Source organism: Methylibium sp. Pch-M, assembly GCF_004136295.1.
GTDB classification, from domain to species: domain Bacteria; phylum Pseudomonadota; class Gammaproteobacteria; order Burkholderiales; family Burkholderiaceae_C; genus Methylibium; species Methylibium petroleiphilum.
The window spans coordinates 3,766,723-3,788,495 of record NZ_CP029606.1 but is presented as its reverse complement, the minus strand read 5'-3'; the positions used below and the strand labels follow the sequence as shown (position 1 = coordinate 3,788,495).

The 21,773-nt window shown below is 68.8% G+C and carries 19 protein-coding genes; 11 read left to right on the top strand and 8 right to left on the bottom strand.

The genetic code is table 11. From position 1 onward, the window contains the following. The first annotated feature begins 1 nt into the window (after window position 1). The 8 genes from C1M51_RS18205 to C1M51_RS18170 all read left to right on the top strand — a co-directional run bounded on the left by C1M51_RS18205 (window position 2) and on the right by C1M51_RS18170 (window position 8,896). Window positions 2-949, top strand: coding sequence for an ABC transporter permease subunit (locus C1M51_RS18205; protein WP_129452269.1), 948 nt, complete (start codon window positions 2-4; stop codon window positions 947-949). Then, window positions 946-1,812 (top strand): ABC transporter permease, encoded by an 867-nt coding sequence (locus C1M51_RS18200; RefSeq protein WP_011829501.1) that lies wholly within the window; start codon window positions 946-948, stop codon window positions 1,810-1,812. Before C1M51_RS18205 ends, C1M51_RS18200 begins: the two co-directional genes overlap by 4 nt. Window positions 1,813-1,867: 55 nt before the next feature. Then, window positions 1,868-3,256: a DUF3138 family protein gene (locus tag C1M51_RS18195; protein ID WP_129451920.1), complete on the top strand. Its 1,389-nt coding sequence runs from the start codon at window positions 1,868-1,870 to the stop codon at window positions 3,254-3,256. 120 nt (window positions 3,257-3,376) lie between these two features. Continuing rightward, window positions 3,377-3,673: a cupin domain-containing protein gene (locus C1M51_RS18190; protein ID WP_242499819.1), complete on the top strand. Its 297-nt coding sequence runs from the start codon at window positions 3,377-3,379 to the stop codon at window positions 3,671-3,673. After that, window positions 3,670-5,169 carry an aldehyde dehydrogenase gene (locus tag C1M51_RS18185; protein ID WP_129451918.1) on the top strand — a complete coding sequence of 500 codons (1,500 nt, stop codon included), beginning with the start codon at window positions 3,670-3,672 and terminating at the stop codon, window positions 5,167-5,169. The genes C1M51_RS18190 and C1M51_RS18185 overlap by 4 nt, the downstream gene beginning before the upstream one ends. Before the next feature lie 46 nt (window positions 5,170-5,215). Beyond that, entirely contained in the window at window positions 5,216-6,496 is a 1,281-nt protein-coding gene (gene gabT, locus C1M51_RS18180; RefSeq protein ID WP_129451917.1) for a 4-aminobutyrate--2-oxoglutarate transaminase, read from the top strand. Then, window positions 6,489-7,844 carry a type III glutamate--ammonia ligase gene (gene glnT / locus C1M51_RS18175; RefSeq protein WP_129451916.1) on the top strand — a complete coding sequence of 452 codons (1,356 nt, stop codon included), beginning with the start codon at window positions 6,489-6,491 and terminating at the stop codon, window positions 7,842-7,844. Before gabT ends, glnT begins: the two co-directional genes overlap by 8 nt. A gap of 170 nt (window positions 7,845-8,014) precedes the next feature. Then, a complete protein-coding gene (locus tag C1M51_RS18170; RefSeq protein ID WP_165349718.1) occupies window positions 8,015-8,896 on the top strand; it encodes an HDOD domain-containing protein in 882 nt (293 codons plus the stop codon). A gap of 31 nt (window positions 8,897-8,927) precedes the next feature. Here the strand turns inward: C1M51_RS18170 and C1M51_RS18165 are convergent, their stop codons facing one another. Continuing rightward, the gene (locus tag C1M51_RS18165) at window positions 8,928-10,019 is read right to left on the bottom strand and encodes a type II asparaginase (RefSeq protein ID WP_129451914.1); all 1,092 of its coding nucleotides are present in this window, start codon (window positions 10,017-10,019) and stop codon (window positions 8,928-8,930) included. 184 nt (window positions 10,020-10,203) lie between these two features. Here C1M51_RS18165 and galE point away from each other — a divergent pair, with 184 nt between their 5' ends. Then, a complete protein-coding gene (gene galE / locus C1M51_RS18160; protein WP_129451913.1) occupies window positions 10,204-11,211 on the top strand; it encodes a UDP-glucose 4-epimerase GalE in 1,008 nt (335 codons plus the stop codon). 106 nt (window positions 11,212-11,317) lie between these two features. After that, window positions 11,318-12,172 (top strand): DMT family transporter, encoded by an 855-nt coding sequence (locus tag C1M51_RS18155; protein WP_129452268.1) that lies wholly within the window; start codon window positions 11,318-11,320, stop codon window positions 12,170-12,172. A 21-nt stretch (window positions 12,173-12,193) separates the two neighbouring features. Here the strand turns inward: C1M51_RS18155 and dusA are convergent, their stop codons facing one another. Further along, on the bottom strand, window positions 12,194-13,150 hold the full coding sequence (gene dusA / locus C1M51_RS18150) for a tRNA dihydrouridine(20/20a) synthase DusA (RefSeq protein ID WP_242500062.1): 957 nt from the start codon (window positions 13,148-13,150) through the stop codon (window positions 12,194-12,196). A gap of 341 nt (window positions 13,151-13,491) precedes the next feature. Between dusA and C1M51_RS18145 the strand changes: the two genes are divergently transcribed. Continuing rightward, window positions 13,492-14,286 (top strand): cyclopropane-fatty-acyl-phospholipid synthase family protein, encoded by a 795-nt coding sequence (locus tag C1M51_RS18145; RefSeq protein WP_129451911.1) that lies wholly within the window; start codon window positions 13,492-13,494, stop codon window positions 14,284-14,286. A gap of 49 nt (window positions 14,287-14,335) precedes the next feature. On the opposite strand, the gene C1M51_RS18140 is transcribed toward C1M51_RS18145, so the two are convergent. The 6 genes from C1M51_RS18140 to infB all read right to left on the bottom strand — a co-directional run bounded on the left by C1M51_RS18140 (window position 14,336) and on the right by infB (window position 21,728). After that, window positions 14,336-14,572 carry a hypothetical protein gene (locus tag C1M51_RS18140; RefSeq protein WP_129451910.1) on the bottom strand — a complete coding sequence of 79 codons (237 nt, stop codon included), beginning with the start codon at window positions 14,570-14,572 and terminating at the stop codon, window positions 14,336-14,338. 73 nt (window positions 14,573-14,645) lie between these two features. Then, complete coding sequence (locus C1M51_RS18135) at window positions 14,646-15,539, bottom strand: DMT family transporter (protein ID WP_129451909.1); 894 nt, start codon at window positions 15,537-15,539, stop codon at window positions 14,646-14,648. A 16-nt stretch (window positions 15,540-15,555) separates the two neighbouring features. After that, entirely contained in the window at window positions 15,556-17,388 is a 1,833-nt protein-coding gene (typA, locus tag C1M51_RS18130; protein WP_129451908.1) for a translational GTPase TypA, read from the bottom strand. Then, the gene (gene truB / locus C1M51_RS18125) at window positions 17,385-18,410 is read right to left on the bottom strand and encodes a tRNA pseudouridine(55) synthase TruB (protein ID WP_409072614.1); all 1,026 of its coding nucleotides are present in this window, start codon (window positions 18,408-18,410) and stop codon (window positions 17,385-17,387) included. Before truB ends, typA begins: the two co-directional genes overlap by 4 nt. A gap of 1 nt (window position 18,411) precedes the next feature. After that, a complete protein-coding gene (gene rbfA / locus C1M51_RS18120) occupies window positions 18,412-18,804 on the bottom strand; it encodes a 30S ribosome-binding factor RbfA (protein WP_129451907.1) in 393 nt (130 codons plus the stop codon). 80 nt (window positions 18,805-18,884) lie between these two features. Then, on the bottom strand, window positions 18,885-21,728 hold the full coding sequence (gene infB / locus C1M51_RS18115; protein WP_129451906.1) for a translation initiation factor IF-2: 2,844 nt from the start codon (window positions 21,726-21,728) through the stop codon (window positions 18,885-18,887). Window positions 21,729-21,773: the final 45 nt, after the last annotated feature.

The following is a 21,773-nucleotide window of genomic DNA, read 5'->3' as shown; positions in this document are numbered from 1 at the left end:
GATGGCGCGGGTGCGGCAGGTGCCGGTGCTGGGGCGGCTGGCCGGCCTGCTGAGCGGCCGGCGCTCCGTCATCGGCATTCCCTACGTCTGGCTGCTGGTGTTCTTCCTGTTCCCGTTCCTGATCGTCATGAAGATCAGCGTCTCCGAGATGGAGAACGTGCACTTCAAGGACCTGATCACGGTCAGCGACGGCGTGATGAACCTGTCGCTGAAGTTCAGCAACTACATCTACATCACGCAGGACGACCTCTATTTCTCCACTTACCTGTCGAGCCTGAAGTACGCCGCCGTCACCACGGTGCTGTGCCTGGCGATCGGCTATCCCTTCGCCTACTTCATGGCGCGCGCCAAGGCGACGCTGCAGCCGGCGCTGCTGATGCTGGTGATGCTGCCGTTCTGGACCTCGTTCCTGCTGCGCGTGTACGCCTGGAAGGGTCTGCTGGGCGAGAACGGCTGGGTCGCCGACGTGCTGATCGCGCTGCGCATCGACCACCTGCTGCTGGCCGGCGGCCTGATTCCCTCGCTCGGCAAGTTCATGAACTCGCCGTTCTCGCTGGTGATCGGCATGGTCTACACCTACCTGCCCTTCATGATCCTGCCGCTGTACGCGAACCTGTCCAAGATGGACCTGCGGCTGCTGGAGGCGGCCACCGACCTGGGCGCCACGCCGGCCACGGCCTTCTGGAAGATCACCGTGCCGCTGTCCAAGGCCGGCATCATCGCCGGCTCGATGCTGGTGTTCATCCCCTGCGTCGGCGAGTTCGTGATTCCCGAACTGCTGGGCGGGCCGCAGACGCTGATGATCGGCCGTGTGCTGTGGGACGAGTTCTTCAGCAACAACGACTGGCCGATGGCATCGACCGTCGCGGTGGTGATGATCCTGCTGATCATCGTGCCGCTGGCGATCTTCAACCGCTACCAGGCCCAGACGCAGGAGGCCCGGCGATGAGCAGCGGACGCCGTACCCTGTTCGGCGCCGGCTTCGCGCGGCTGTTCGCCCGCGGCTGGCTGGGCGCCGGCTACCTGTTCCTGTACCTGCCGATCGTCGCGCTGGTCATCTACTCGTTCAACGATTCGCCGCTGCCCAGCGTCTGGGCCGGCTTCACGCTGAAGTGGTACGCCAAGCTCGCCACCGACAACGAGATGCTCTCGGGCCTGTGGCTGAGCCTGAAGATCGCCTTCTTCACGGCCTGCGGCTCGGTGGTGCTCGGCACGCTGGCGGCCTTCGCGCTGGTGAAGTACACGCGCTTTCGCGGCCGCACGCTGTTCGGCGGCATGGTGAGCGCGCCGCTGGTGATGCCCGAAGTGATCGTCGGCCTGTCGCTGCTGCTGATGCTGGTGTCGGTGCAGCGTGCGCTGGGCTTCCCGGAGCGCGGCACGCTGACCATCTGGCTCGGCCACCTGCTGCTCGGGATGGCCTACGCCACCGTCGTCGTGCAGGCACGGTTGCAGGAACTCAACCCGCAGCTCGAGGAAGCAGCGATGGACCTGGGCGCGCGGCCGGCGCAGGTGTTCACGCTGGTCACGCTGCCGATGATCGCGCAGTCGCTGGTCTCGGCGTGGCTGCTCACCTTCACCATCTCGCTCGACGACGTGGTGCTGTCGGCCTTCCTGTCCGGGCCGGGCTCGACCACGATGCCGCTGGTGATCTTCTCGCGCGCGCGCCTGGGCGTGAACCCCAGCGTCAACGCGATGGCGACCGTGATCATCACCATCGTGTTCATCGGTGTGATCACGGCGAGCTACCTGATCGCACGCGCAGAGCGCGAACGCAGCCGCGCCATGGCGCAGGCGCAACGCGACGGCGGCTGACGAATCCCTGCCACCCCGAAGAAAACCGAACAACCGTCAACAGGAGTCCCGACCGATGAAGAACCTGCAATCCACGGCGCTCGTGCTCGCGCTGGCCGCGGCCTTCCCCGCCGCCCGGGCGCAGAGCAATGCCGACCTCCTCAAGGAACTGCAGTCGCTGAAGGACCGCGTGACCGAACTCGAGAGCAAGCTCAAGTCGGCCGAGAGCAAGACCGCCGCACCGGCAGCGGCGCCTGCCGCGGCGCAATGGGGCATGACGCCGGAGCAGGCGCAGGAATTTGCGCGCGTTCAGGTCAAGACCGAGTCGATCGAGGACAACCTCGAGGCCTGGGGTTTCAAGGGCCTGACGATCACCGGTTACGTGGAGCCGGTCTTCATCTACAACCAGCGTCAGGATCGCGCAGGCTTCCAGTTCCTCAACCAGCAGGGTGATGGCTATTTCTACGACACGTCCTACATGGGCGCGGCGTCGATCGACTTCACCAAGGAAACCGACAGCGGTACGCGCTGGAAGCTCACGTTGACGCCGAACCGCGGCGTCGGTGCCGCGATCGACGGCTCGAGCATCGTGCAGGAAGCGTCCGTCTCGGTACCGCTAGGCGACCTGCAGACGCGGCTGATCGCCGGCCAGATACCCGACTGGTCGGGCTACGAGTACCAGCAGCCCACGCTCAACCCGTTCACGACCCACAACCTGCTCTACGACTTCACGCTGCCACTCGGCTACACCGGTGTCGGCCTCGACGTGACCAGCGGCAAGTGGTGGATGCGCGGGATGATCGCCAACGTCAACGCCACCCAGCGCGGCCCGGGAGAAAAGTCGCCGTCGCTGGTCTACCGTGTCGACTACTCCAAGGGCGAGTTCAACGGCTTCGGCTTCGCCGGCCTGCACGGCAAGTCGCCGAACTTCAACACCGGCTACAACACCATGGCCCACCTGTTCGAGGTGGACGGCTACTTCATCCGCGGCGACTGGACAGTCCAGGGCCAGCTCAGCTACGGTCAGCAGAAGGAAGGCGCGGTCACGCCCGACGCCTCGGGACGCTACCGTGATGCGCGCTGGTACGGCGTCTCGGGCCTCGCGGGCTACGCGATCACGCCGCGACTGCAGGGCTTGGTGCGCGCCGACTATCTCAAGAACGAGAAGAACGGCGGTGGCCTGTACACCTACAACGGCTACTCGTTCGTCGACGAGAACGGCTTGCTGGTCTTCGGCAACGACGGCCGCAACGGCATCGGCCCGGATCTCGCCGGCGACCTGGACCGCGGCGCGAACCGCTACGCGCTGACGGTGGGCCTGAAGTACGCGCTCAACCAGAACACCACGCTGAAGGCGGAGTACCGCTTCGACGGCGCGGATCGCGCCGTGTTCGAGGATGTCGACAGCGGCGGTTTCAAGAAGACCAACCAGTTGCTCGGGGCCTCGATCGTCGTGTTCTTCTGACCCGTGCCCTGCCGCGGCCCCGGCTGCGGCAGGCACCTCCCACCCATGATCCGGCGCCCGCTCCCCTTTCATACCGCCGACACCGTCGCCGAGCCGGGAGGCCCGGCCCCGGAGCGGCGGGTGAGTGGCGATCCGCGCTTCGAGACGCTGAACCACTACACCGATCCGAGCGGGCAGTTCTTCTCGGGCACCTGGTCGGGCGGCGTCGGCGCCTGGCGTGTGGCGTACGCAGACCACGAGGAAGAGTTCTGCCAACTGCTCGAAGGCGAGGTGCTGCTCACCGACGCCGACGGGGCGCAGACCCGCCTGAAGGCCGGCGACGCCTTCGTGGTGCCCGGCGGCTACGAGGGCGTGTGGGAGAACCTCACGCCGGTGAAGAAGCTGTACGCGATCATGATCCTGAAGGAGACCCCATGACCACCGCCACGATCGACTGGCATGCCCGTTCCGCCGCCCTGACGTTGGATGGGCGCGCTGTGATCGGCGGCGAGCGCCATCCGGCACGCGCCGGCGAATCCTTCGACTGCATATCGCCGATCGACGGCCGCGTGCTCGGCCGCGTGGCGCGTGGCCAGTCGGCCGACATCGACGCCGCGGTCGCCTCGGCCCGCGCCGCCTTCGACGACGGCCGCTGGTCGCGGCGCCCGCCCGCCGCGCGCAAGCGCGTGCTGCAGGCCTTCGCCGAGAAGATCCTCGCGGCGAAGGAGGAACTCGCGCTGCTCGAGACGCTGGACATGGGCAAGCCCATCCAGTATTCGCTCGGCGTCGACGTGCCCTCCACCGCGCGCTGCATCGCCTGGTACGCCGAGGCGATCGACAAGGTGTACGACGAGATTGCGCCCACCGGGCCCGACGCGCTGGCGCTGATCCGTCGCGAGGCGATGGGCGTGATCGGCGCCATCGTGCCCTGGAACTACCCGATGATCATGGCCGCCTGGAAGCTCGGCCCCGCGCTGGCGGCCGGCAACTCGGTGGTGCTCAAGCCCAGCGAGAAGAGCCCGCTGACCGCGCTGCGCCTGGCCGAGCTGGCGCTGGCCGCAGGCCTGCCGCCCGGCGTGTTCAACGTGGTGCCCGGCTATGGCCACGAGGCCGGCGAGGCGCTGGCGCTGCACCCGCAGGTCGACGCGATCGGCTTCACCGGCTCCACCCGCGTGGGCCGCAAGATGCTGGAGTACGCAGGGCGCAGCAACCTCAAGCGCGTCTACAACGAGCTCGGCGGCAAGAGCGCCTTCCTGGTCTTCCCCGACTTCGACGACCTGGACCGCTGCGCCGCCACCGTGGCCGGCAGCATGTTCTTCAACCAGGGCGAGAGCTGCAACGCGCCCTCGCGGCTGCTGGTGCACGAGAGCATCGCCGACGACTTCGCGAGGCGCGTCGCCGCCGAGGCGCCGCAGTACCGCCCTGCCGACCCGCTGGACGCGAAGACCGTGATGGGCGCGCTGGTCGACGACGGCCAACTGCGCACGGTCATGGGCTACATCGACGCCGGCCGCTCCGAAGGGGCCACCGTGCTGGCCGGCGGCACGCAGGCACGTGCCGACAGCGGCGGCTACTACGTCGAGCCCACGGTCTTCGACGGCGTGCGCAACGACATGAAGATCGCCCGCGAGGAGATCTTCGGGCCGGTGCTGTCGATCATCCGCTTCAAGGACGAGGCCGAGGCGATCCGCCTCGCCAACGATTCGCCGTACGGCCTGCAGGCCAGCGTGTGGAGCTCGCACATCGATCGTGCGCACCGGGTCGCCGCGGCGCTGCGAGCCGGTACGGTGCACGTGAACCAGTACGACGAGGACGACATCACCGTGCCCTTCGGTGGTTTCAAGCAGAGCGGCAACGGCCGCGACAAGTCGCTGCACGCCTTCGACAAGTACACGGAGCTGAAGACGACCTGGCTGCGCATCAACGCGGCCTGAGGGCCGCGGGGCCGCGCCGTGCGGCGAACAGGCAGAGGAGACAGGCATGAAGATCTCGCGCAACGAACAGCTGATGGCCCGCAAGGCCGCCGCCACGCCGCGCGGCGTGGGCGTGATGGCCGGTTTCTTCGCCGACCGCGCCGAGAACGCGCTGCTGTGGGACGTGCAGGGCCAGCGCTACATCGATTTCGCCGGCGGCATCGCGGTGCTCAACACCGGCCACCGCCACCCGAAGGTGGTGGCCGCCATCGAGGCCCAGCTGCAGCGCTTCACGCACAGCTGCTACCAGGTGGTGCCCTACGAGAGCTACGTCGCGCTGGCCGAGAAGCTCAACGCCATGACGCCTGGCAAGCACGCCAAGAAGACCGCCTTCTTCTCGACCGGCGCCGAGGCGGTGGAGAACGCCGTCAAGATCGCCCGCGCCCACACCCGGCGCGGCGGCGTGATCGCCTTCGGCGGCGCCTTCCACGGCCGCTCGCTGTTCGCGGTGGCGCTGACCGGCAAGGTGCAGCCCTACAAGGCCGGCTTCGGCCCCTTCCCGCCGGAGATCTACCACGCCCCCTTCCCATGTCACGGTGCCTCGCTCGATGCGACGAAGAAGGCGGTCGAGCAACTCTTCAAGGCCGACATCGAGCCCAGCCGCGTCGCGGCCATCGTGTTCGAGCCGGTGCAGGGCGAAGGCGGCTTCAACGTGATCCAGGCCGAAGCCGTGAAGTGGCTGCGCAAGCTGTGCGACGAGCACGGCATCGTGATGATCGCCGACGAGGTGCAGACCGGCTTCGGTCGCACCGGCAAGATGTTCGCGATGCAGCACTTCAACGTCGTGCCCGACCTGCTCGTCAGCGCCAAGAGCCTGGCCGCCGGCCTGCCGCTGTCGGCGGTGACCGGCAGCGCCGAGATCATGGACGCTCCGGCCCCGGGCGGCCTGGGCGGCACCTATGCCGGCAACCCGCTGGCCATCGCCGCGGCCCACGCCGTGATCGAGGTGATGGCCGAGGAGAAGCTGCCCGAGCGCGGGCAACAGCTCGGCAGCGAACTCAAGACCCTGCTCAACGGCCTGCGGGCCGAGGTCCCGCAGATCGCCGACGTGCGGGGGCTGGGTGCGATGGTCGCGGTCGAGTTCCAGCACCCCAAGACCCAGGCGCCCGACGCCGACATGACCAAGCGCGTACAGGCCGAGGCGCTGCGCCGACACCTCATCCTGCTGAGCTGCGGCGTCGACGGCAACGTGCTGCGCTTCCTGTTCCCGCTGACCATCGAGCATGCGGTGTTCGGCGAAGCCCTGGGCATCCTCAGCGATGCGCTGAAGGCAGCCTCGCGTGGCTGACGCGCCCAGTTCGCTCGCCGAGTTCGCACGGTCGGCGGGCGCATCGCTCGCCGCCGAGGGCGTGCACACGCTGCTGGTGCAGTTCACCGACCTGCACGGCGTCGCCAAGGGCAAGCTGGTGCCACTGCACCAGCTGGAGACCGTGCTGACCGAGGGCGCCGGATTCGCCGGCCCGTCGATCTGGGGCACCGGCCTGCCGCGCACCGGCCCCAGGGCGGAGTACTACGCGCGCGGCGACGCCGCCACGCTGCAGACGTTGCCGTGGATGCCCGGCGTCGCACGCCTCGTCGGCGATGGCTACGTCGGCGGCAGCGCCTTCGACGCCTGCCCGCGCCAGGTGCTCAAGCGCGCCACCGCGCGTCTGGCCGCGCGCGGCTGGACGCTGCAGACCGGCATCGAGCCCGAGTTCTTCTTGCTCCGCCGCGAGGGTGCGCGCTACGTGCCGGCCGACGACGCCGACCGGCTCGACAAGCCGAGCTACGACCTCAAGAGCCTGCCGCGCCAGCAGGGCTTCCTTCAAGCGCTGCGCGTTGCACTCGAAGGTGCTGGCTTGCAGGTCCTGCAGATCGACCACGAGGACGCCCACGGCCAGTACGAACTCAACTTCCGCCACGACGAGGCGCTGCGCAGCGCCGACCACGTGATGCTGTTCAAGCTGGCCGCGCACGCCCTCGCCGAGCAGCAGGGCTGCGTGTTCTCGATGATGCCCAAGCCCTTCGCCAACCAGCCGGGCAGCGGCCTGCATTTCCATGTGTCGCTGTGGGACGGCGCGCACTGCCTGTTCGATGCCGCCGATGCGGCCGAGCCCTTGTCGCGGCTCGGCCGCCATTTCGTCGCCGGCGTGCTGGCCCACAGCGCAGCGCTGTGCGCGCTGGCGGCGCCCACGGTCAACAGCTACAAGCGCCTGGTGGTGGGCGAATCGCTGTCGGGCACCAGCTGGGCGCCCGCTTACGTGGCGCATGGCCCGAACAACCGCACGGCGCTGGTGCGCACGCTTGCCGGCCGCTTCGAGTGGCGCGTGCCGGATGCCTCGGCCAATCCTTACCTGGCGACCGCGGCGCTGATTGCGGCCGGGCTGGACGGCATCGACCGCGAGCTCGATCCCGGCCCGGCCTGCACCGACGACCTGTTCGCACTGAGCTTGGCCGAGACCCGGGCGCGCGGCATCGCGTTGCTGCCGCAGAGCCTGGGCGAGGCGGTCGACGCGTTCGAGGCCAGCGAGTTGCTGCACGGCGCGCTCGGCGACACGCTGCATCGCGAGTTCGTGCGGCTCAAGCGCGCCGAGTGGATCGATTACGCCCGCCACGTCAGCGACTGGGAGCACGCGCGCTACGGCGCAACGTTCTGAGCCTCGCCCCGCAGGCCGGGGCTCAAGTCCGGCGCGGCGGGGCCGATGACGCGGGAATACTCCGGACAGGACCCATGGCAGCGTGGTGGCATCGATTCGTGCGAGTTCGCGGCGGCCCGCCCCCGGCCCGCCCTGCTCCGCCGCCCGTCTCGCCGGCCGTCGCCGCCGCCGTGGCGGCTGCCGTGCCGCGGCTGGATCTCGATGACCCGCTCGACGAACTGGCGGCCCCACCGCTGCTGCCCTGGCTGCTGGCGCTCGAGTCGGTCGCGGAGCAGGCCGACCCGACCCTGCAGGAGCGGCGCGCGCTGCGCGTCGTCGACGCGCTGATCCAGCGCCCCGAGGCACCGCTCGAGCTGATCCCGCGCGCCCGCACCGTCATTCCCCACCTGCTGGCCCTGCTGCGCCGGCCCGATTGCGCGCTGCCGGCGCTGGCCGAGCAGGTCGGCCGCGACCTGGTGCTCACCGCCGAGGTGATGCGTGCGGCACGCAGTGCCGCGTTGGGCGCGTCCGGTGGCCCGCCGCCGGACCTGCAGCAGGCGCTGGCGCGGCTCGGCGTGGCCGGGCTAAACGCTGCGATCGCCCGCGTCGTGCTGCGACCGATGTTCGAGTCCGAAGGCGACGGTCTGTTCGCGCGCTCCGGCCCGCGGCTCTGGGAGCACGCCGAGGCCAAGGCCCAGCACTGCCGCGCTCTGGCCGCAGCCGGTGGCGTCGACGCCTTCGACGCCTACCTCGCGGGGCTGATGCACAACAGCGGCTGGACCGTCGCGCTCCGTGCGCTCGACCGCAGCGGTCTGTTCGACGAGCCGCCGCCGGCGGTCTCGCCGCGCCTGAGCGCCGCGTTCTCGCGCGCGCTGCAGCCGCGCTGCGACGCGTTATTCGGCCGCGTCGCCGCGAGCTGGCAAGTCACGCCCTCACTGACCGCGGTGGCCACGTCGGCTGCGGCGCCCGGCGGGCTGGCGGCCAGCGACCTGCCGCTCGCCGCCCTGCTCCGGCGCGCCGACGCTCTGGCCAGCCGCATGGTCGCCGGATCGCCAGCCGCCGGAGCGGCCTGAGCTGCGGTGCCGCAGCCCGTCGGCGGATTCCTCAGTACTCCCAGAAGATCCGCTGCAGCTCCTGCGAGCTCACGCCGCGCGTCAGCGCGACCGCGGCCAGGATCTTGGCCTTCTGCGGGTTCAGGTCGTGCGCGACGACCCAGTCGTACTTGTCGTCGGGCTGCTCGGCATTGCGGATCACGAAGCCGTCGGCCACGCGTGAGGAGCGGATGACCTGCACGCCCTGGGCGCGCACGCTCCTGAGCTTTTCGACCGCGTAGTTGGGCACCGAGCCGTTGCCGGTGCCGGCGTTGACCACCGCCCTGGCGCCCGAGCGCAGCGCCGCGTCGTACAGCTCCGTCGTCATGTTGCCGTAGCCGTAGACGATGGCCACCTCGGGCAGCGTCTCGATGCTTTCGATGTCGAACTCGCTGTTCACGGTGTGGCGCTTGGCCGGCAGGCGAAACCAGAAGGTCTTGCCCTCCACCGACATGCCGAGCGGCCCCCACTGGCTGCCGAAGGCGCTGGTCTTGATGTTGATGCGCTTGGCGACGTCACGGCCCGAATGGATCTCGTCACTCATCGCCACCAGCACACCCTTGCCGCGCGAGGCGGGGTCGGCCGCGACCACCACCGCGTTGTAGAGGTTGAGCATGCCGTCGGCCGACATCGCCGTGCCGGGCCGCATCGAGCCCACTACGACCACCGGCTTGTCGCTGCGGATCACCAGGTTGAGGAAGAAGGCCGTCTCCTCCAGCGTGTCGGTGCCGTGGGTGATGACGATGCCGTTCACCGCCGGGTCGCGCACCAGCTGCGAGACCCGCTTGCCGAGCTGCACCAGCTTCTCGTTGGTGAAGCTTTCCGAGGCGATCTGGAACACCTGCTCGCCGCGCACCTGGGCCACGTCGGCCAGTTCGGGCACGCCGGCGATGAGCTTGTCGACCGGCACCTTGGCCGCCTGGTAGGACGCGCTGTTGGTGGCGGCCGCGCCGGCGCCCGCGATCGTGCCGCCGGTGGCGAGCACCACCACCTGCGGCTTGGCCGCCGCGACCTGCGCGTGGGCGGCCGGCGCACCGAGACCGATCCATGCGACCACGGCCAGCGCGCGTAGCGCCGTGCCGAGCTGGAGGAATTGTTCGTTCATGAGGCTCCCCTGAGGCAACAAGACCACCCGGAATGGGTGTAGGCCGGACCCGGGAGCAAGTGCCATGCCCCAAGGCTGACTTTTGCCACATTGACACAATCGACGGCCCGGCACAATGCCCCGTTGCCTTTCGCAGCGGCGGGTCCGTCGCGATGGGCCCTCGACGTTCGACAGGGAGCAGCAATTGATACTCGTGACCGGCGGCACAGGCTTCATCGGCTCGCACACCAGCGTGGCGCTGGCGAATGCAGGCCATGACTTCGTCATCCTCGACAACCTCGTCAACAGCCAGCGCGACGTGCTCGACCGCCTGGCACCGCTGTGCGGCAAGCGGCCCGCTTTCGTGGAGGGCGACGTGCGCGACGCCGCCACCCTGGACCGCGTGTTCGCGCAGTACCCGATCCGCGCGGTGATCCACTTCGCCGCGCTGAAGGCGGTGGGCGAGTCGGTGCAGAAGCCGCTGGCCTACTACGAGAACAACATCACCGGCACCCTGCAGCTGCTCGAGGCGATGCGCCGCGCCGCAGTGCACACGCTGGTGTTCTCGTCCTCCGCCACCGTCTACGGCGACCCGGCCTCGGTGCCGATCCGCGAAGACTTCCCGCTGTCGGCCACCAACCCCTACGGCTGGACCAAGCTGATGGTCGAGCAGATCCTCGCCGACCTGTCGAAGTCCGAGCCGCACTGGCGCATCGCGCGGCTGCGCTACTTCAACCCGGTCGGCGCCCACGAGAGCGGCCAGATCGGGGAAGACCCGTCGGGCATCCCGAACAACCTGATGCCCTACGTCGCCCAGGTGGCCGTCGGCCAGAGGCCACAACTGCAGGTGTTCGGCGGCGACTACCCGACACCCGACGGCACCGGCGTGCGCGACTACATCCACGTGATGGACCTCGCCGAGGGCCACGTCGCCGCCCTCGACAGCCTGGCCCGCGAACCCGGCCTGCTCACGGTGAACCTGGGCACCGGCCTGGGCGTCTCGGTGCTGGACATGGTGGCCGCCTTCGAGAAGGCCAGCGGCCGCCCGGTGCCCTATCGCATCGTCGACCGCCGGCCCGGCGACGTGGCGGCCTGCTGGGCCGACCCGGCGCTCGCGCTGCAGCGGCTGGGCTGGCGCACCCGCCGCGACCTCGATCAGATGTGCGCCGACGCCTGGCGCTGGCAGAGCAACCGAGCGGCCTGGTCGGCCTGAGGCCGGCCGCGCACGCCTCCTGCTGCGTGTGAGCCTCGGGCTGCCGACCCCCACGAGTGCGGCCCACCGCGCGCCGTGGTGGGCGTACGCCAGCCTCGGCGCCAGCATGGCGTTGGTCGGCAGCTATGTCGGCCTGTCGAAGCTGCTGGTCGCGGTGTTCCCGGTTCTGCTGCTGGCCTGGCTGCGCTTCGGCATCGCGGCCATCGCGATGGTGCACTGGGTGCATCGGACCGCCGACGAGCCGCGGCTGGGCCGACGCGACCGTTGGCTGCTGTTCCTCGAAGCCTTCTTCGGCAACTTCCTGTTTTCGGTGTGCATGCTGTTCGGCGTGGCCCTGAGTTCGGCGCTGGCGGCCGGCGTGATCATGGCCGCGCTGCCGGCCGTGGTGGCCCTGCTGTCGTGGGTCGGACTGCGAGAGCGCATTGCGCCCCGCGTGCTGGGCGGCATCGGCTGCGCAGTGGCCGGGATCGCGCTGGTTTCGCTGGCCCAGGCCGGGCCCGACGGCGGCGGGAGTTCACTGCTCGGCAACGCGCTGCTGCTCGGTGCCGTGTTCTGCGAAGCACTCTACGTGGTGATCGGCAAGCAGCTCACCGGCCAGGTGAGCGCACGCCGCATCAGCGCACTGGTGAACCTGTGGGGCCTGGCACTGGTGACGCCGTTCGGCCTGTGGCAGGCGTGGCAATTCGACTTCTCGGCGGTGCGCGGCGGCGTCTGGGTGCTGCTGTTGTTCTACGCACTCGCAGCCAGCATGGCGACGGTGTGGCTGTGGATGACGGGCCTGAAACACGTGCCGGCGTCGTCGGCTGGGGTGTTCACGGTGCTGCTGCCGATCAGCGCCGCAGCCGTCGGCGTGCTGCTGCTGGGCGAGCACGTCAGCGGCATCCAGTTCGGCGCCTTTGCCCTGGCGCTGGCCGGGGTGGTGCTGGCCACCTGGCCGGCGCAGCGGAACGCCGCGTGCTGAACCGAAAGGCCGGCGGCGCCGTCAGGCCGCCGCCGTGGCCTCGCTCATCGCCGACCTCCGGCGCGCCAGCGCCGACACCACCTCCGGCGGCTCGTTCTTGAGCCGGTGATCCGACCAGACCTGGCGCCAGCGCCGGGCGCCGGGCGTGCCGTTCCACAGCCCCAGCATGTGGCGCGACACGCGCGACCAGGGCTCGCCCTGCAGCCGCTGACGCTCCATGTAGCGCACCATGGCCGCCTCGACGTCGGCGCGATCGCGCTCGAGCGGCGCCTCGCCGAAGTAGCGCGCATCCCAGTCGGCCATCAGCCAGGGGTGGTGGTAGGCCTCGCGCCCGAGCATCACGCCGTCGACCTGCGCCAGGTGCTGGTCGATTTCCTCGTGGCGCTTGACCCCGCCGTTCAGCACGATGGTCAGGGCCGGGAAATCGCGCTTGAGCCGGTAGACCCACTCGTAGCGCAAGGGCGGCAGCTCGCGGTTCTCCTTCGGGCTGAGGCCCTTGAGCCAGGCGTTGCGTGCGTGCACGATGAAGACCTCGCAGCCGGCCGCCGCCACGGTGCCGATGAAATCGCGCACGAACCCGTAGTTCTCGGTCCGGTCGATGCCGATGCGGTGCTTCACCGTCACCGGTATGCCCACCGCGTCACGCATCGCCTTCACGCCGTCGGCCACCAGGTCGGGCTCTGCCATCAGACAGGCGCCGAAGGCGCCGCGTTGCACGCGCTCGCTGGGGCAGCCGCAATTGAGGTTGATCTCGTCGTAACCCCAGCGCTCGCCGAGCTTCGCGCAGGCGGCCAGATCCTCGGGCTCGTTGCCGCCCAGCTGCAGCGCCACCGGATGCTCCTCCGGGCCGAAGTCCAGATGCCTCGGCACATCGCCGTGCAGCAGGGCTCCGGTGGTGACCATCTCGGTGTAGAGCCGGGTGTGGCGCGAGAGCAGGCGATGGAAGTGGCGGCAATGCCGATCGGTCCAGTCCATCATCGGCGCGACCGACAGGCGCCACGGATTCCACTGCTGATCCGAAGTGAGTTCTTGTTCCACTGAACTGCCAGAAGGGTTGGGTGCAGGGCGCTGGACCCACACGGGGCCTGCATTGTCCCAGTTGTGCAGGTGGCTGATGCGCGGCGCACGTGGTCGCCTGAAGGGCCAGGTCACGCCCTCGGCATCGGCATCGGCTGAGTGACAAAGCACTGACGAGCGTCTGACGCGCAACTGCACGTCAGCCGAAAACCCGGGAAGCTCGCTAGTCTGTATACCGTACTGAAACACGTTGCAAATACCGCGACAGGGATAACTGTTGCCCGGTATTTCAAGGAATATTCATGCAGATCATTCAACCATGGGCACTTCCGGCACGGCCGGGCGAAAGCGTCGCCGAATTGCAATCACGCCGCGATCACGCCTATTTTCAGCGGGAGACCGCAGCGAATGGGGCGTGGTTGGAGCGGCTCGGCGTGCAACTGTCGTTCGCCGGCAAGAGAGTGCTCGAAATCGGTTGCGGACATGGCGCGCTGTCGGTGCATGCGGCCCAGGCCGGCGCCTTGTCGGTGCTGGGAATCGACCTGGACGACGATCGCATCGCGTTCGCCGGCGCGAACCTCAAAGCCAATTTCGGAAAACTTCAGGACCGGGTTCGCTTCCAATCGATCGATATTGCCGAGCTGCAAGGCGAATTCGATCTGATCATCAGCAAAGATACTTTCGAGCATGTCGAACAGCTCGATGCGATGGTCGGCCACATATTTCGCCTGCTGGCCCCCGGCGGGGTGCTGGCAGCCGGGTTCTCGCCGTTCTATTTCAGCCCCTGGGGCGACCACGGTCGATTCAAGCTGAGGTTACCGTGGCTGCACGCCATACTGCCGGAAGAATGGCTCTGTCGCCGAATATCTGCGCATTGCGGCAAAACCATCCGATCGGCCATGGATCTAGGCCTCAACAAGCTCCGGCCCGAGCAGTTGCAGCGCTATCTGGGAGCGTACGACTGGGCCGCCACCGAGATTCGCTACAACCGCGGGCGCAGCCCCCTGCTTCCGGTCTTCAACCTCCTGAGGAAGATCACACCGCTCGAGCGGTTCTTCACCGTGGGGGTCTATCTGCGCGCCACCAAGAAATCCTAGCGTCTTCTGCCGGTCCCCGACGCGGGCATCAGGTCGGCGGCGCCGCAAGTCAGACGTCGAGCGTGTAAACCCTGGCGGCCTGTCGCTCGCCCTCGCTGTGGCCGGCGAGTGCCGCCTCCCACAACGCGCCGGCGGCATCCCTGGGCAGCAGCCCGCTGGACATCACCGCCACTTCCTCAGAGGAAGCATCGAACTCGGCGAGTTGCCGTCGCTCGGCATCGAACAACCGCGCCAGCATCGCACCGTCCGACTCGATCAGCACCAGGAAACGGGCAGGCTTCTGCATTTCGGTGACTCCTGCGAGTTCGTCGTATCGACAGACTAGCAGCTGGCTGCCACCGCGCCGAGGCTGGTCTTGCTCAGCGTCGCAGCCTCAAGGCCAGCACTTCGTTGACCACCAGCGCGCCGAGCACCAGCGCTCCGCCCGTCAGCGTGCTCGGCCCCGGTCGCTCACCGGCCCCGAGCCAGGCCCAGCTCACACCGAACAGCACCTCGAGCAGGCCCAGCAGCGCGATCTCCGGTGCCGGCAGTTCGCGCGTCAACCGCACCGCCAGCAGGCAGGGAATGGCCAGCTGCACGGCACCCAGCAGACCGAGCAGCCCGAGATCGTGGCCCGAGGCCTGCAGCGGCCAGGCGAGCGGCAGCGCGACGGCGGCCGACAGCAGCCCACCGATCAGCACGGCCGGCAGCATGTCCTGGGTGGCCACTGCGGCGTCGTCGGGATCGGCAGGCCCATGGCTGGTGTACTGCAACACCGTCCAGTTGGTGGCCGCCGCCAGTGGCACCGTCAGCGCGATCAGGGTGCCGGTGAGCGACATGCCCGCTCCTGCCTCCTGGCCGAACATCCAGGCGATGCCGATGCCGCCGACCGCGATCGCGATCCAGGTGCGCGCCGGCAGCCGGTGGTGCAGGAAGATGCGCGCGAACAGCGCGGTGATCAGCGGCCCGATCGCCATCGTGACCAGCACGTTGGCCACCGTCGTCAGGGTGATCGCCACCATGAAGGCGGTGAACATCGTCGCCCAGCACAGTCCCGATGCCCACACCGGCCAGGGCGCACGCAGCAGGCCGCTCCACAGCGCCGCGCCCCGCATCGCACTCAGCGCCACCGTGAGCGTCAGCGCGTTGAACAGGCTGCGCCAGAATGTCACCTCGAAGCTGCGCGCAGCGTCCAGGTGACGAGTGACGACGCCGGCGATGCTCCAGAGGAGCGTCACCACGATCATCAGCGTGACCGCGCGTCCGTGTGTCATCGGCCCCCGCAAAAACTCAGGCGGCTTCGCGCGACGCGCGCTTGCGCTCGTGTTCCTTCAGGTGGCGCTTGCGCAGCCGTATCGACTTCGGGGTGATCTCCACCAGCTCGTCGTCGGCGATGAACTCCACCGCGTACTCGAGCGACAGGATGATCGGCGGCGTGATCTTGATCGCGTCTTCCTTGCCGCTGACGCGGAAGTTGGTGAGCTGCTTGGCGCGCACCGCGTTGACCACCAGGTCGTTGTCGCGCGAGTGGATGCCGACCAGCATGCCTTCGTACACCGGGTCACCGGCCTTGACGAACATGCGTCCGCGGTCGTCGAGCTTGCCGAGCGCGTAGGTCACGATCTCGCCGTCGTCCTGGCTGATCAGCACGCCGTTCTTGCGGCCCTCGAGCTCGCCCTTGTAGGGCTCGTAGCCGTCGAAGATGTTGCTGATGAGCCCGGTGCCTCGGGTCAGGTTCATGAACTCGTTGGAAAAGCCGATCAGGCCGCGCGCCGGAATGCGGTACTCGAGGCGTACGCGCCCCATGCCATCGGGCTCCATGTTCACCAGATCGGCCTTGCGCAGCCCCAGCGCCTGCATCACCCCGCCCTGGTGCTGTTCCTCGACGTCGGCCGTCACCAGCTCCATCGGCTCGTGGCGCTCGCCGTTCACCTCGTGGAACACCACGCGCGGCTTGCTCACTGCGAGCTCGTAGCCCTCACGGCGCATGTTCTCCAGCAGGATGGTCAGGTGCAGTTCGCCGCGGCCCGAGACCTCGAAGATGCCGTCCTCGTCGGTGTCCTTGACGCGCAGCGCCACGTTGCTCTGCAGCTCGCGGTCCAGCCGGTCGCGCAGCTGGCGGCTCGTGACGAACTTGCCTTCGCGTCCAGCCAGCGGCGAGTTGTTGACGCAGAAGTTCATCGTCAGCGTCGGCTCGTCCACTTCCAGCATCGGCAGCGGCACCGGATCGTCGATGTCGGTCAGCGTGACGCCGATGCCGATGTCCTCGATGCCGTTGATCAGCACGATGTCGCCCGGGCCGGCCTCGGTGGCCTGCACGCGCTCCAGACCGTCGAACTTCAGCACCTGGTTCACGCGCGCCTTGAACGGGATGCTGTCCTCGCCGGAGAACACCGCCACGTCCTGCATCGGCTTGAGCGTGCCCTGGTTGATGCGACCGATGCCGATGCGGCCGACGAAGGTGGAGTAATCGAGCGAGCAGATCTGCAGCTGCAGCGGGCCTTCCGGATCGCCTTCGTGCGGCGGCACGTGCTGCAGGATGGCGTCGAACAGCGGCGCCATGTTCGTCCCTACCTCGCCGGGCGCCGTCGACGCCCAGCCGTTCAGACCGGAGGCGTAGATGATGGGAAAGTCGAGCTGCTCCTCGGTGGCGCCGAGCTTGTCGAACAGGTCGAAGGTGGCGTTGATCACGTAGTCGGGCCGCGCGCCGGGGCGGTCGACCTTGTTGACGACGACGATGGGCTTCAAGCCCAGCGCCAGCGCCTTCTTCGTCACGAAGCGGGTCTGCGGCATCGGGCCTTCCACCGCGTCGACCAGCAGCAGCACCGAATCGACCATCGACAGCACGCGCTCGACCTCGCCGCCGAAATCGGCGTGCCCGGGGGTGTCGACGATGTTGACGTGGGTGCCCTTCCACTCGACGGCGCAGTTCTTCGACAGGATCGTGATGCCGCGTTCCTTCTCGATGTCGTTGCTGTCCATCACGCGCTCGGCCACCTTCTCGTTCTCGCGGAAGGTGCCGCTCTGGCGCAGCAGCTGGTCCACGAGCGTGGTCTTGCCGTGGTCGACGTGCGCGATGATCGCCACGTTGCGGATCTGGCGGGCGTTGTTGCTGGTCGTCATGTCATGCTCACTTGCTTGGATTCGGTAACGGGTACGTCGGTCGCGGTGCCGGCGTCGATCAGCGCCTGCACCTCGGGCGGGCTCAGCAGCCGGCCGGGGATCAGCTCGCCGGCCTTCACGTGGGCACTGCCGAGGAAGGCGCGCGACTCGGGCCCGTAGACCCGCACGGCCGCGCAATCGCCGGCATCGATGCCGCGGCGCAGGCCGGACAGGAAGCGGCCGGCCTCATCGGCCGCCAGCCGCACGACCGGCCAGTCGGCCAGCAACACGTCGGGCGGCAGCAGGCGCTGCTCGCGCTGCGCGGGATCGAGCGCCTGCAGCGCTTCGATCGTGATCGCGCCGTCGAGCCGCACCGGCCCGCTGGCCACGCGGCGCAGCGCGCTCAGGTGCGCGCCGCAGCCGAGCGCGCGGCCCAGGTCCTCGGCGAGCGTGCGGATGTAGGTGCCCTTGCTGACGCAGACCTCGATGTCGAGCTCGTCAGCGTGCCAGCGCAGGATGTCCAGCCGATGAATCACGACTCGCCGCGGGGTGCGTTCGACCTCGACGCCGGCGCGCGCGTATTCGTAGAGCGCCTTGCCCTCGTGCTTGAGCGCCGAATGCATCGGTGGCAGCTGCATCGTCTCGCCGGTCAGGGCGGCGCAGCCGGCGCGCAGCGCCGCATCGTCGAAGGACACCGGGCGCGTCTCGATCACCTCGCCCTCGCCGTCGCCACCGATGCGCGTGACGCCGAGCTTGAGCGTCGCACGGTAGGTCTTGTCGGCGTCCAGGCTCGCCTGCGAAAACTTGGTGGCCGCGCCGAAGCACAGCGGCAGCAGACCTGTCGCCAGCGGATCGAGGGTGCCGGTGTGCCCCGCCTTCTCGGCGCGCAGCATGCCCTTGACCTTCTGCAGCGCGTCGTTGCTCGACCAGCCCAGCGGCTTGTCGAGCAGCAGCACGCCGTGCAGCGCACGGCGCGGTGCGCGCGGCTCGCGCACGGCTTGCGGGGCGCGGCGGGGCGGACGGTTCAGCGCGACCGGGTCCACGTCAGGCCTCGGGGGTGCCCGGTTGATCGTCCGCGTCCTTCGCCCGGGTGGCGTTGGCCTGGTGGATCAGCGCGTTGAGGTCGGCCGCGCGCTCGGTGGTGCGGTCGAACTGGAAATGCAGGGTGGGCACGGTGTGGATCTGCAGGCGCTTGAAGAGGCTGTTGCGCAGGTAGCCGGCGGCCTCGTTCAGTGCGGCGGCGCACTCGGCCGGATCACCGATCAGCACCGAGAAGAACACCTTCGCGTGCGCGTAGTCGGGCGTGACCTCGACCGCCTGGATCGTGACCATGCCGATGCGCGGATCCTTCAACTCGCGGATGAGCTCCGCCACGTCGCGCTGGATCTGGTCGGCCACGCGCAGGCTGCGGTTGGGAATGGCGCGCTTGTGCTTCATGATGGGCTCCTGGACGACCCCTCAAGCACGAACCCCGCCGACTTTCGAGGGCGGGGTCCGTGCACGAGGCCAACTCCGCCTTACAGCGTTCGGGCGACTTCCTTGATCTCGAAGACTTCCAGCTGGTCGCCCTCTTTGATGTCGTTGTAGTTCTTCAGCTTGATGCCGCACTCGAAGCCTTCCTTGACCTCGCGCACGTCGTCCTTCATGCGGCGCACCGACTCGATCTCGCCGCTGTAGACGACCACGTTCTCGCGCAGCAGGCGGAAGCGCGCGTTGCGGCGCACGATGCCGGAGGTGACCATCGAGCCTGCCACCGTGCCGATCTTCGAGGCCACGAACACCGTGCGGATCTCGGCGGTGCCGATGAGCTCTTCCTTCTGCTCCGGCGCCAGCATGCCGGTCATCGCCGACTTGATCTCGTCGACCGCGTCGTAAATGATGTTGTAGTAGCGCAGGTCGACGTTGTTGCCCTCGGCCAGCTTGCGTGCACCAGCGTCGGCCCGCACGTTGAAGCCGATGATGACGGCCTTCGACGCGATGGCCAGGTTGACGTCGCTCTCGCTGATGCCGCCCACCGCCGCGTGCACGATCTGCACCTTGACCTCGGCCGTGCTGAGCTTGAGCAGCGAGGCGCCCAGCGCCTCCTGCGAGCCCTGCACGTCGGCCTTGATGATGAGCGGCAGCGTCTGCACCTCGCCCTGACCCATGGTCTCGAACATGTTCTCGAGCTTGGCGGCCTGCTGCTTGGACAGCTTCACGTCGCGGTACTTGCCGGAACGGAAGGTGGCGATCTCGCGCGCACGCCGCTCGTCGGACAGCACCATGAACTCGTCGCCGGCCTGCGGCACCTCGGTCAGGCCCTGGATCTCGACCGGGATCGACGGGCCGGCCTCGGTGGCCGGCTTGCCGTTCTCGTCGAGCATGGCACGCACCCGGCCGTAGGTCGAACCGGCCAGAACCACGTCACCGCGCTTGAGCGTGCCCGACTGCACCAGCACCGTCGCGACCGGGCCGCGGCCCTTGTCGAGCTGCGCCTCGATCACCAGGCCCTTGGCGGGTGCGGCGACCTGCGCCTGCAGTTCCAGCACCTCGGCCTGCAGAAGCACCTGTTCCAGCAACTCGTCGATGCCCTGGCCGGTCTTGGCCGACACCTGCACGAACGGCGAATCGCCGCCGAAGTCTTCCGGGACCACCTGCTCGGCGATCAGTTCGCTGCGCACGCGCTCCAGGTTGGTACCCGGCTTGTCGATCTTGTTGATCGCCACGATCAGTGGCACCTCGGCCGCCTTGGCGTGGTGGATCGCTTCCTTGGTCTGCGGCATCACGCCGTCGTCGGCCGCCACGACCAGGATCACCAGATCGGTCGCCTTGGCGCCGCGCGCCCGCATCGCCGTGAAGGCTTCGTGGCCCGGGGTGTCGAGGAAGGTGATCATGCCGCGCGGCGTCTCGACGTGATAAGCGCCGATGTGCTGCGTGATGCCGCCGGCCTCACCTGCCGCCACGCGCGTGGTGCGGATGTAGTCGAGCAGCGAGGTCTTGCCGTGGTCGACGTGGCCCATCACCGTGACCACGGGAGCGCGAGGCTCCAGCGGCACATCGGTCACTTCCACGTCGTCCTCGAGGAAGGCATCCGGGTCGTCGAGCTTGGCCGTGAAGGCCTTGTGACCCATCTCTTCCACCAGGATCATGGCGGTTTCCTGGTCGAGCTGCTGGTTGATGGTGACCATCTGACCCAGCTTCATCAGTTGCTTGATGACCTCGGAGGCCTTGACCGACATCTTGTGCGCCAGATCGGCGACGCTGATGGTCTCGGGCACGTGCACCTCGTAGACCTGCGCCTCGGCCGGCGCGGTGAAGGTCGACGGGCTGTCGCCCCGGTCGCCGCCGCGACGCCCGCCGCGCGGCGCCTTCCAGCCGCCACGGCCGCCGGCGTCGGGGCGCGCACCGCCACGCAGCGCAGCGCGCTTCTTCGCAGCGTCGTCGGCCCAGCTTGACGACAGCTTCTCGGACTTGACCGACTTCTTGTCGCCCGGCTTGGCGGCACCCGCCGCACCAGCCGCAGCCGGTGCACCCGGCTTCGCGGTGGGCTTGTGGATCGTGCCCTTGATGCCTTCGGCCGGCTTCGGCTCCTCGGGCTTCTTCGCCACGAGCACCTTCTTCGGCGCGTTCATCATCGCGCGGATCGCGGACGCCTCATCTTCGGCCGCCTTGCGGCGCTTGGCGAGGTCGGCAGCCTTCTGCTTCTCCTCGGCTTCGATGTCGGCGGCCTTCACCACGCGCAGCGCGGGCTTGGGCAGTTCGGCCGGAGCGGCGACCGCCGGTGCCGTGTCCGGCGCGGCGGCCTTGACCCCGGTCGCTTCGACCTTGGCAGGCACCGGTTCGGCGGCGGCGGCCTCCAGCGCAGCGGCTGCAGCTTCCGCCGCGGCACGCTGGCGCGCCTCGGCGGCCTCCCGCTCGGCCTGCTCCTGGGCCTCGCGCGCACGACGCTTCTCGGCCAGATCCTCTTCCTGGCGGCGCAGCAGCTCGGCCTGACGGCTGGCTTCTTCTTCGCGCTTCTGCAGTTCGGCTTCGTCGATCACCGGCGCGGCGGCCGTCGCCTCTTCGACAGTCGCCGGCGCATCGTCGCGTCTGATGAACGTGCGCTTCTTGCGCACTTCGACCTGGATGGTGCGGGCCTTGCCGGAGGCATCGGCCTGCTTGATCTCGGTGGTCGACTTCTTCGTCAGCGTGATCTTCTTGCGCTCGGCGCTCCCGGTGCCGTGCGAGGAGCGCAGGAAGTCGAGCAGGCGCTCCTTGTCGGCTTCGGTCAGCGCATCGTCCGTGGACGCCTTCGCGACGCCAGCGGAGTGAAGCTGCTCGAGCAGCGCCGCAGCCGGGCGGTTTAGCTCGGCGGCAAACTGTGCGACGGTAGTCACAGCCATTGTGGAGTGTCCTTGGTGTATCGGTGCGAACGGTGATGCGGAGTG

Excerpts from the sequence above, each read along its gene's own strand:
- C1M51_RS18205 (WP_129452269.1), top strand. The coding sequence starts at position 2 with ATGGCGCGGGTGCGGCAGGTGCCGGTGCTGGGGCGGCTGGCCGGCCTG.
- C1M51_RS18200 (WP_011829501.1), top strand. The coding sequence starts at position 946 with ATGAGCAGCGGACGCCGTACCCTGTTCGGCGCCGGCTTCGCGCGGCTG.
- C1M51_RS18195 (WP_129451920.1), top strand. The coding sequence starts at position 1,868 with ATGAAGAACCTGCAATCCACGGCGCTCGTGCTCGCGCTGGCCGCGGCC.
- C1M51_RS18185 (WP_129451918.1), top strand. The coding sequence starts at position 3,670 with ATGACCACCGCCACGATCGACTGGCATGCCCGTTCCGCCGCCCTGACG.
- gabT (WP_129451917.1), top strand. The coding sequence starts at position 5,216 with ATGAAGATCTCGCGCAACGAACAGCTGATGGCCCGCAAGGCCGCCGCC.
- C1M51_RS18165 (WP_129451914.1), bottom strand. The coding sequence starts at position 10,019 with ATGAACGAACAATTCCTCCAGCTCGGCACGGCGCTACGCGCGCTGGCC.
- C1M51_RS18155 (WP_129452268.1), top strand. The coding sequence starts at position 11,318 with ATGGCGTTGGTCGGCAGCTATGTCGGCCTGTCGAAGCTGCTGGTCGCG.
- dusA (WP_242500062.1), bottom strand. The coding sequence starts at position 13,150 with ATGATGGACTGGACCGATCGGCATTGCCGCCACTTCCATCGCCTGCTC.
- C1M51_RS18145 (WP_129451911.1), top strand. The coding sequence starts at position 13,492 with ATGCAGATCATTCAACCATGGGCACTTCCGGCACGGCCGGGCGAAAGC.
- C1M51_RS18140 (WP_129451910.1), bottom strand. The coding sequence starts at position 14,572 with ATGCAGAAGCCTGCCCGTTTCCTGGTGCTGATCGAGTCGGACGGTGCG.
- C1M51_RS18135 (WP_129451909.1), bottom strand. The coding sequence starts at position 15,539 with ATGACACACGGACGCGCGGTCACGCTGATGATCGTGGTGACGCTCCTC.
- typA (WP_129451908.1), bottom strand. The coding sequence starts at position 17,388 with ATGACGACCAGCAACAACGCCCGCCAGATCCGCAACGTGGCGATCATC.
- rbfA (WP_129451907.1), bottom strand. The coding sequence starts at position 18,804 with ATGAAGCACAAGCGCGCCATTCCCAACCGCAGCCTGCGCGTGGCCGAC.
- infB (WP_129451906.1), bottom strand. The coding sequence starts at position 21,728 with ATGGCTGTGACTACCGTCGCACAGTTTGCCGCCGAGCTAAACCGCCCG.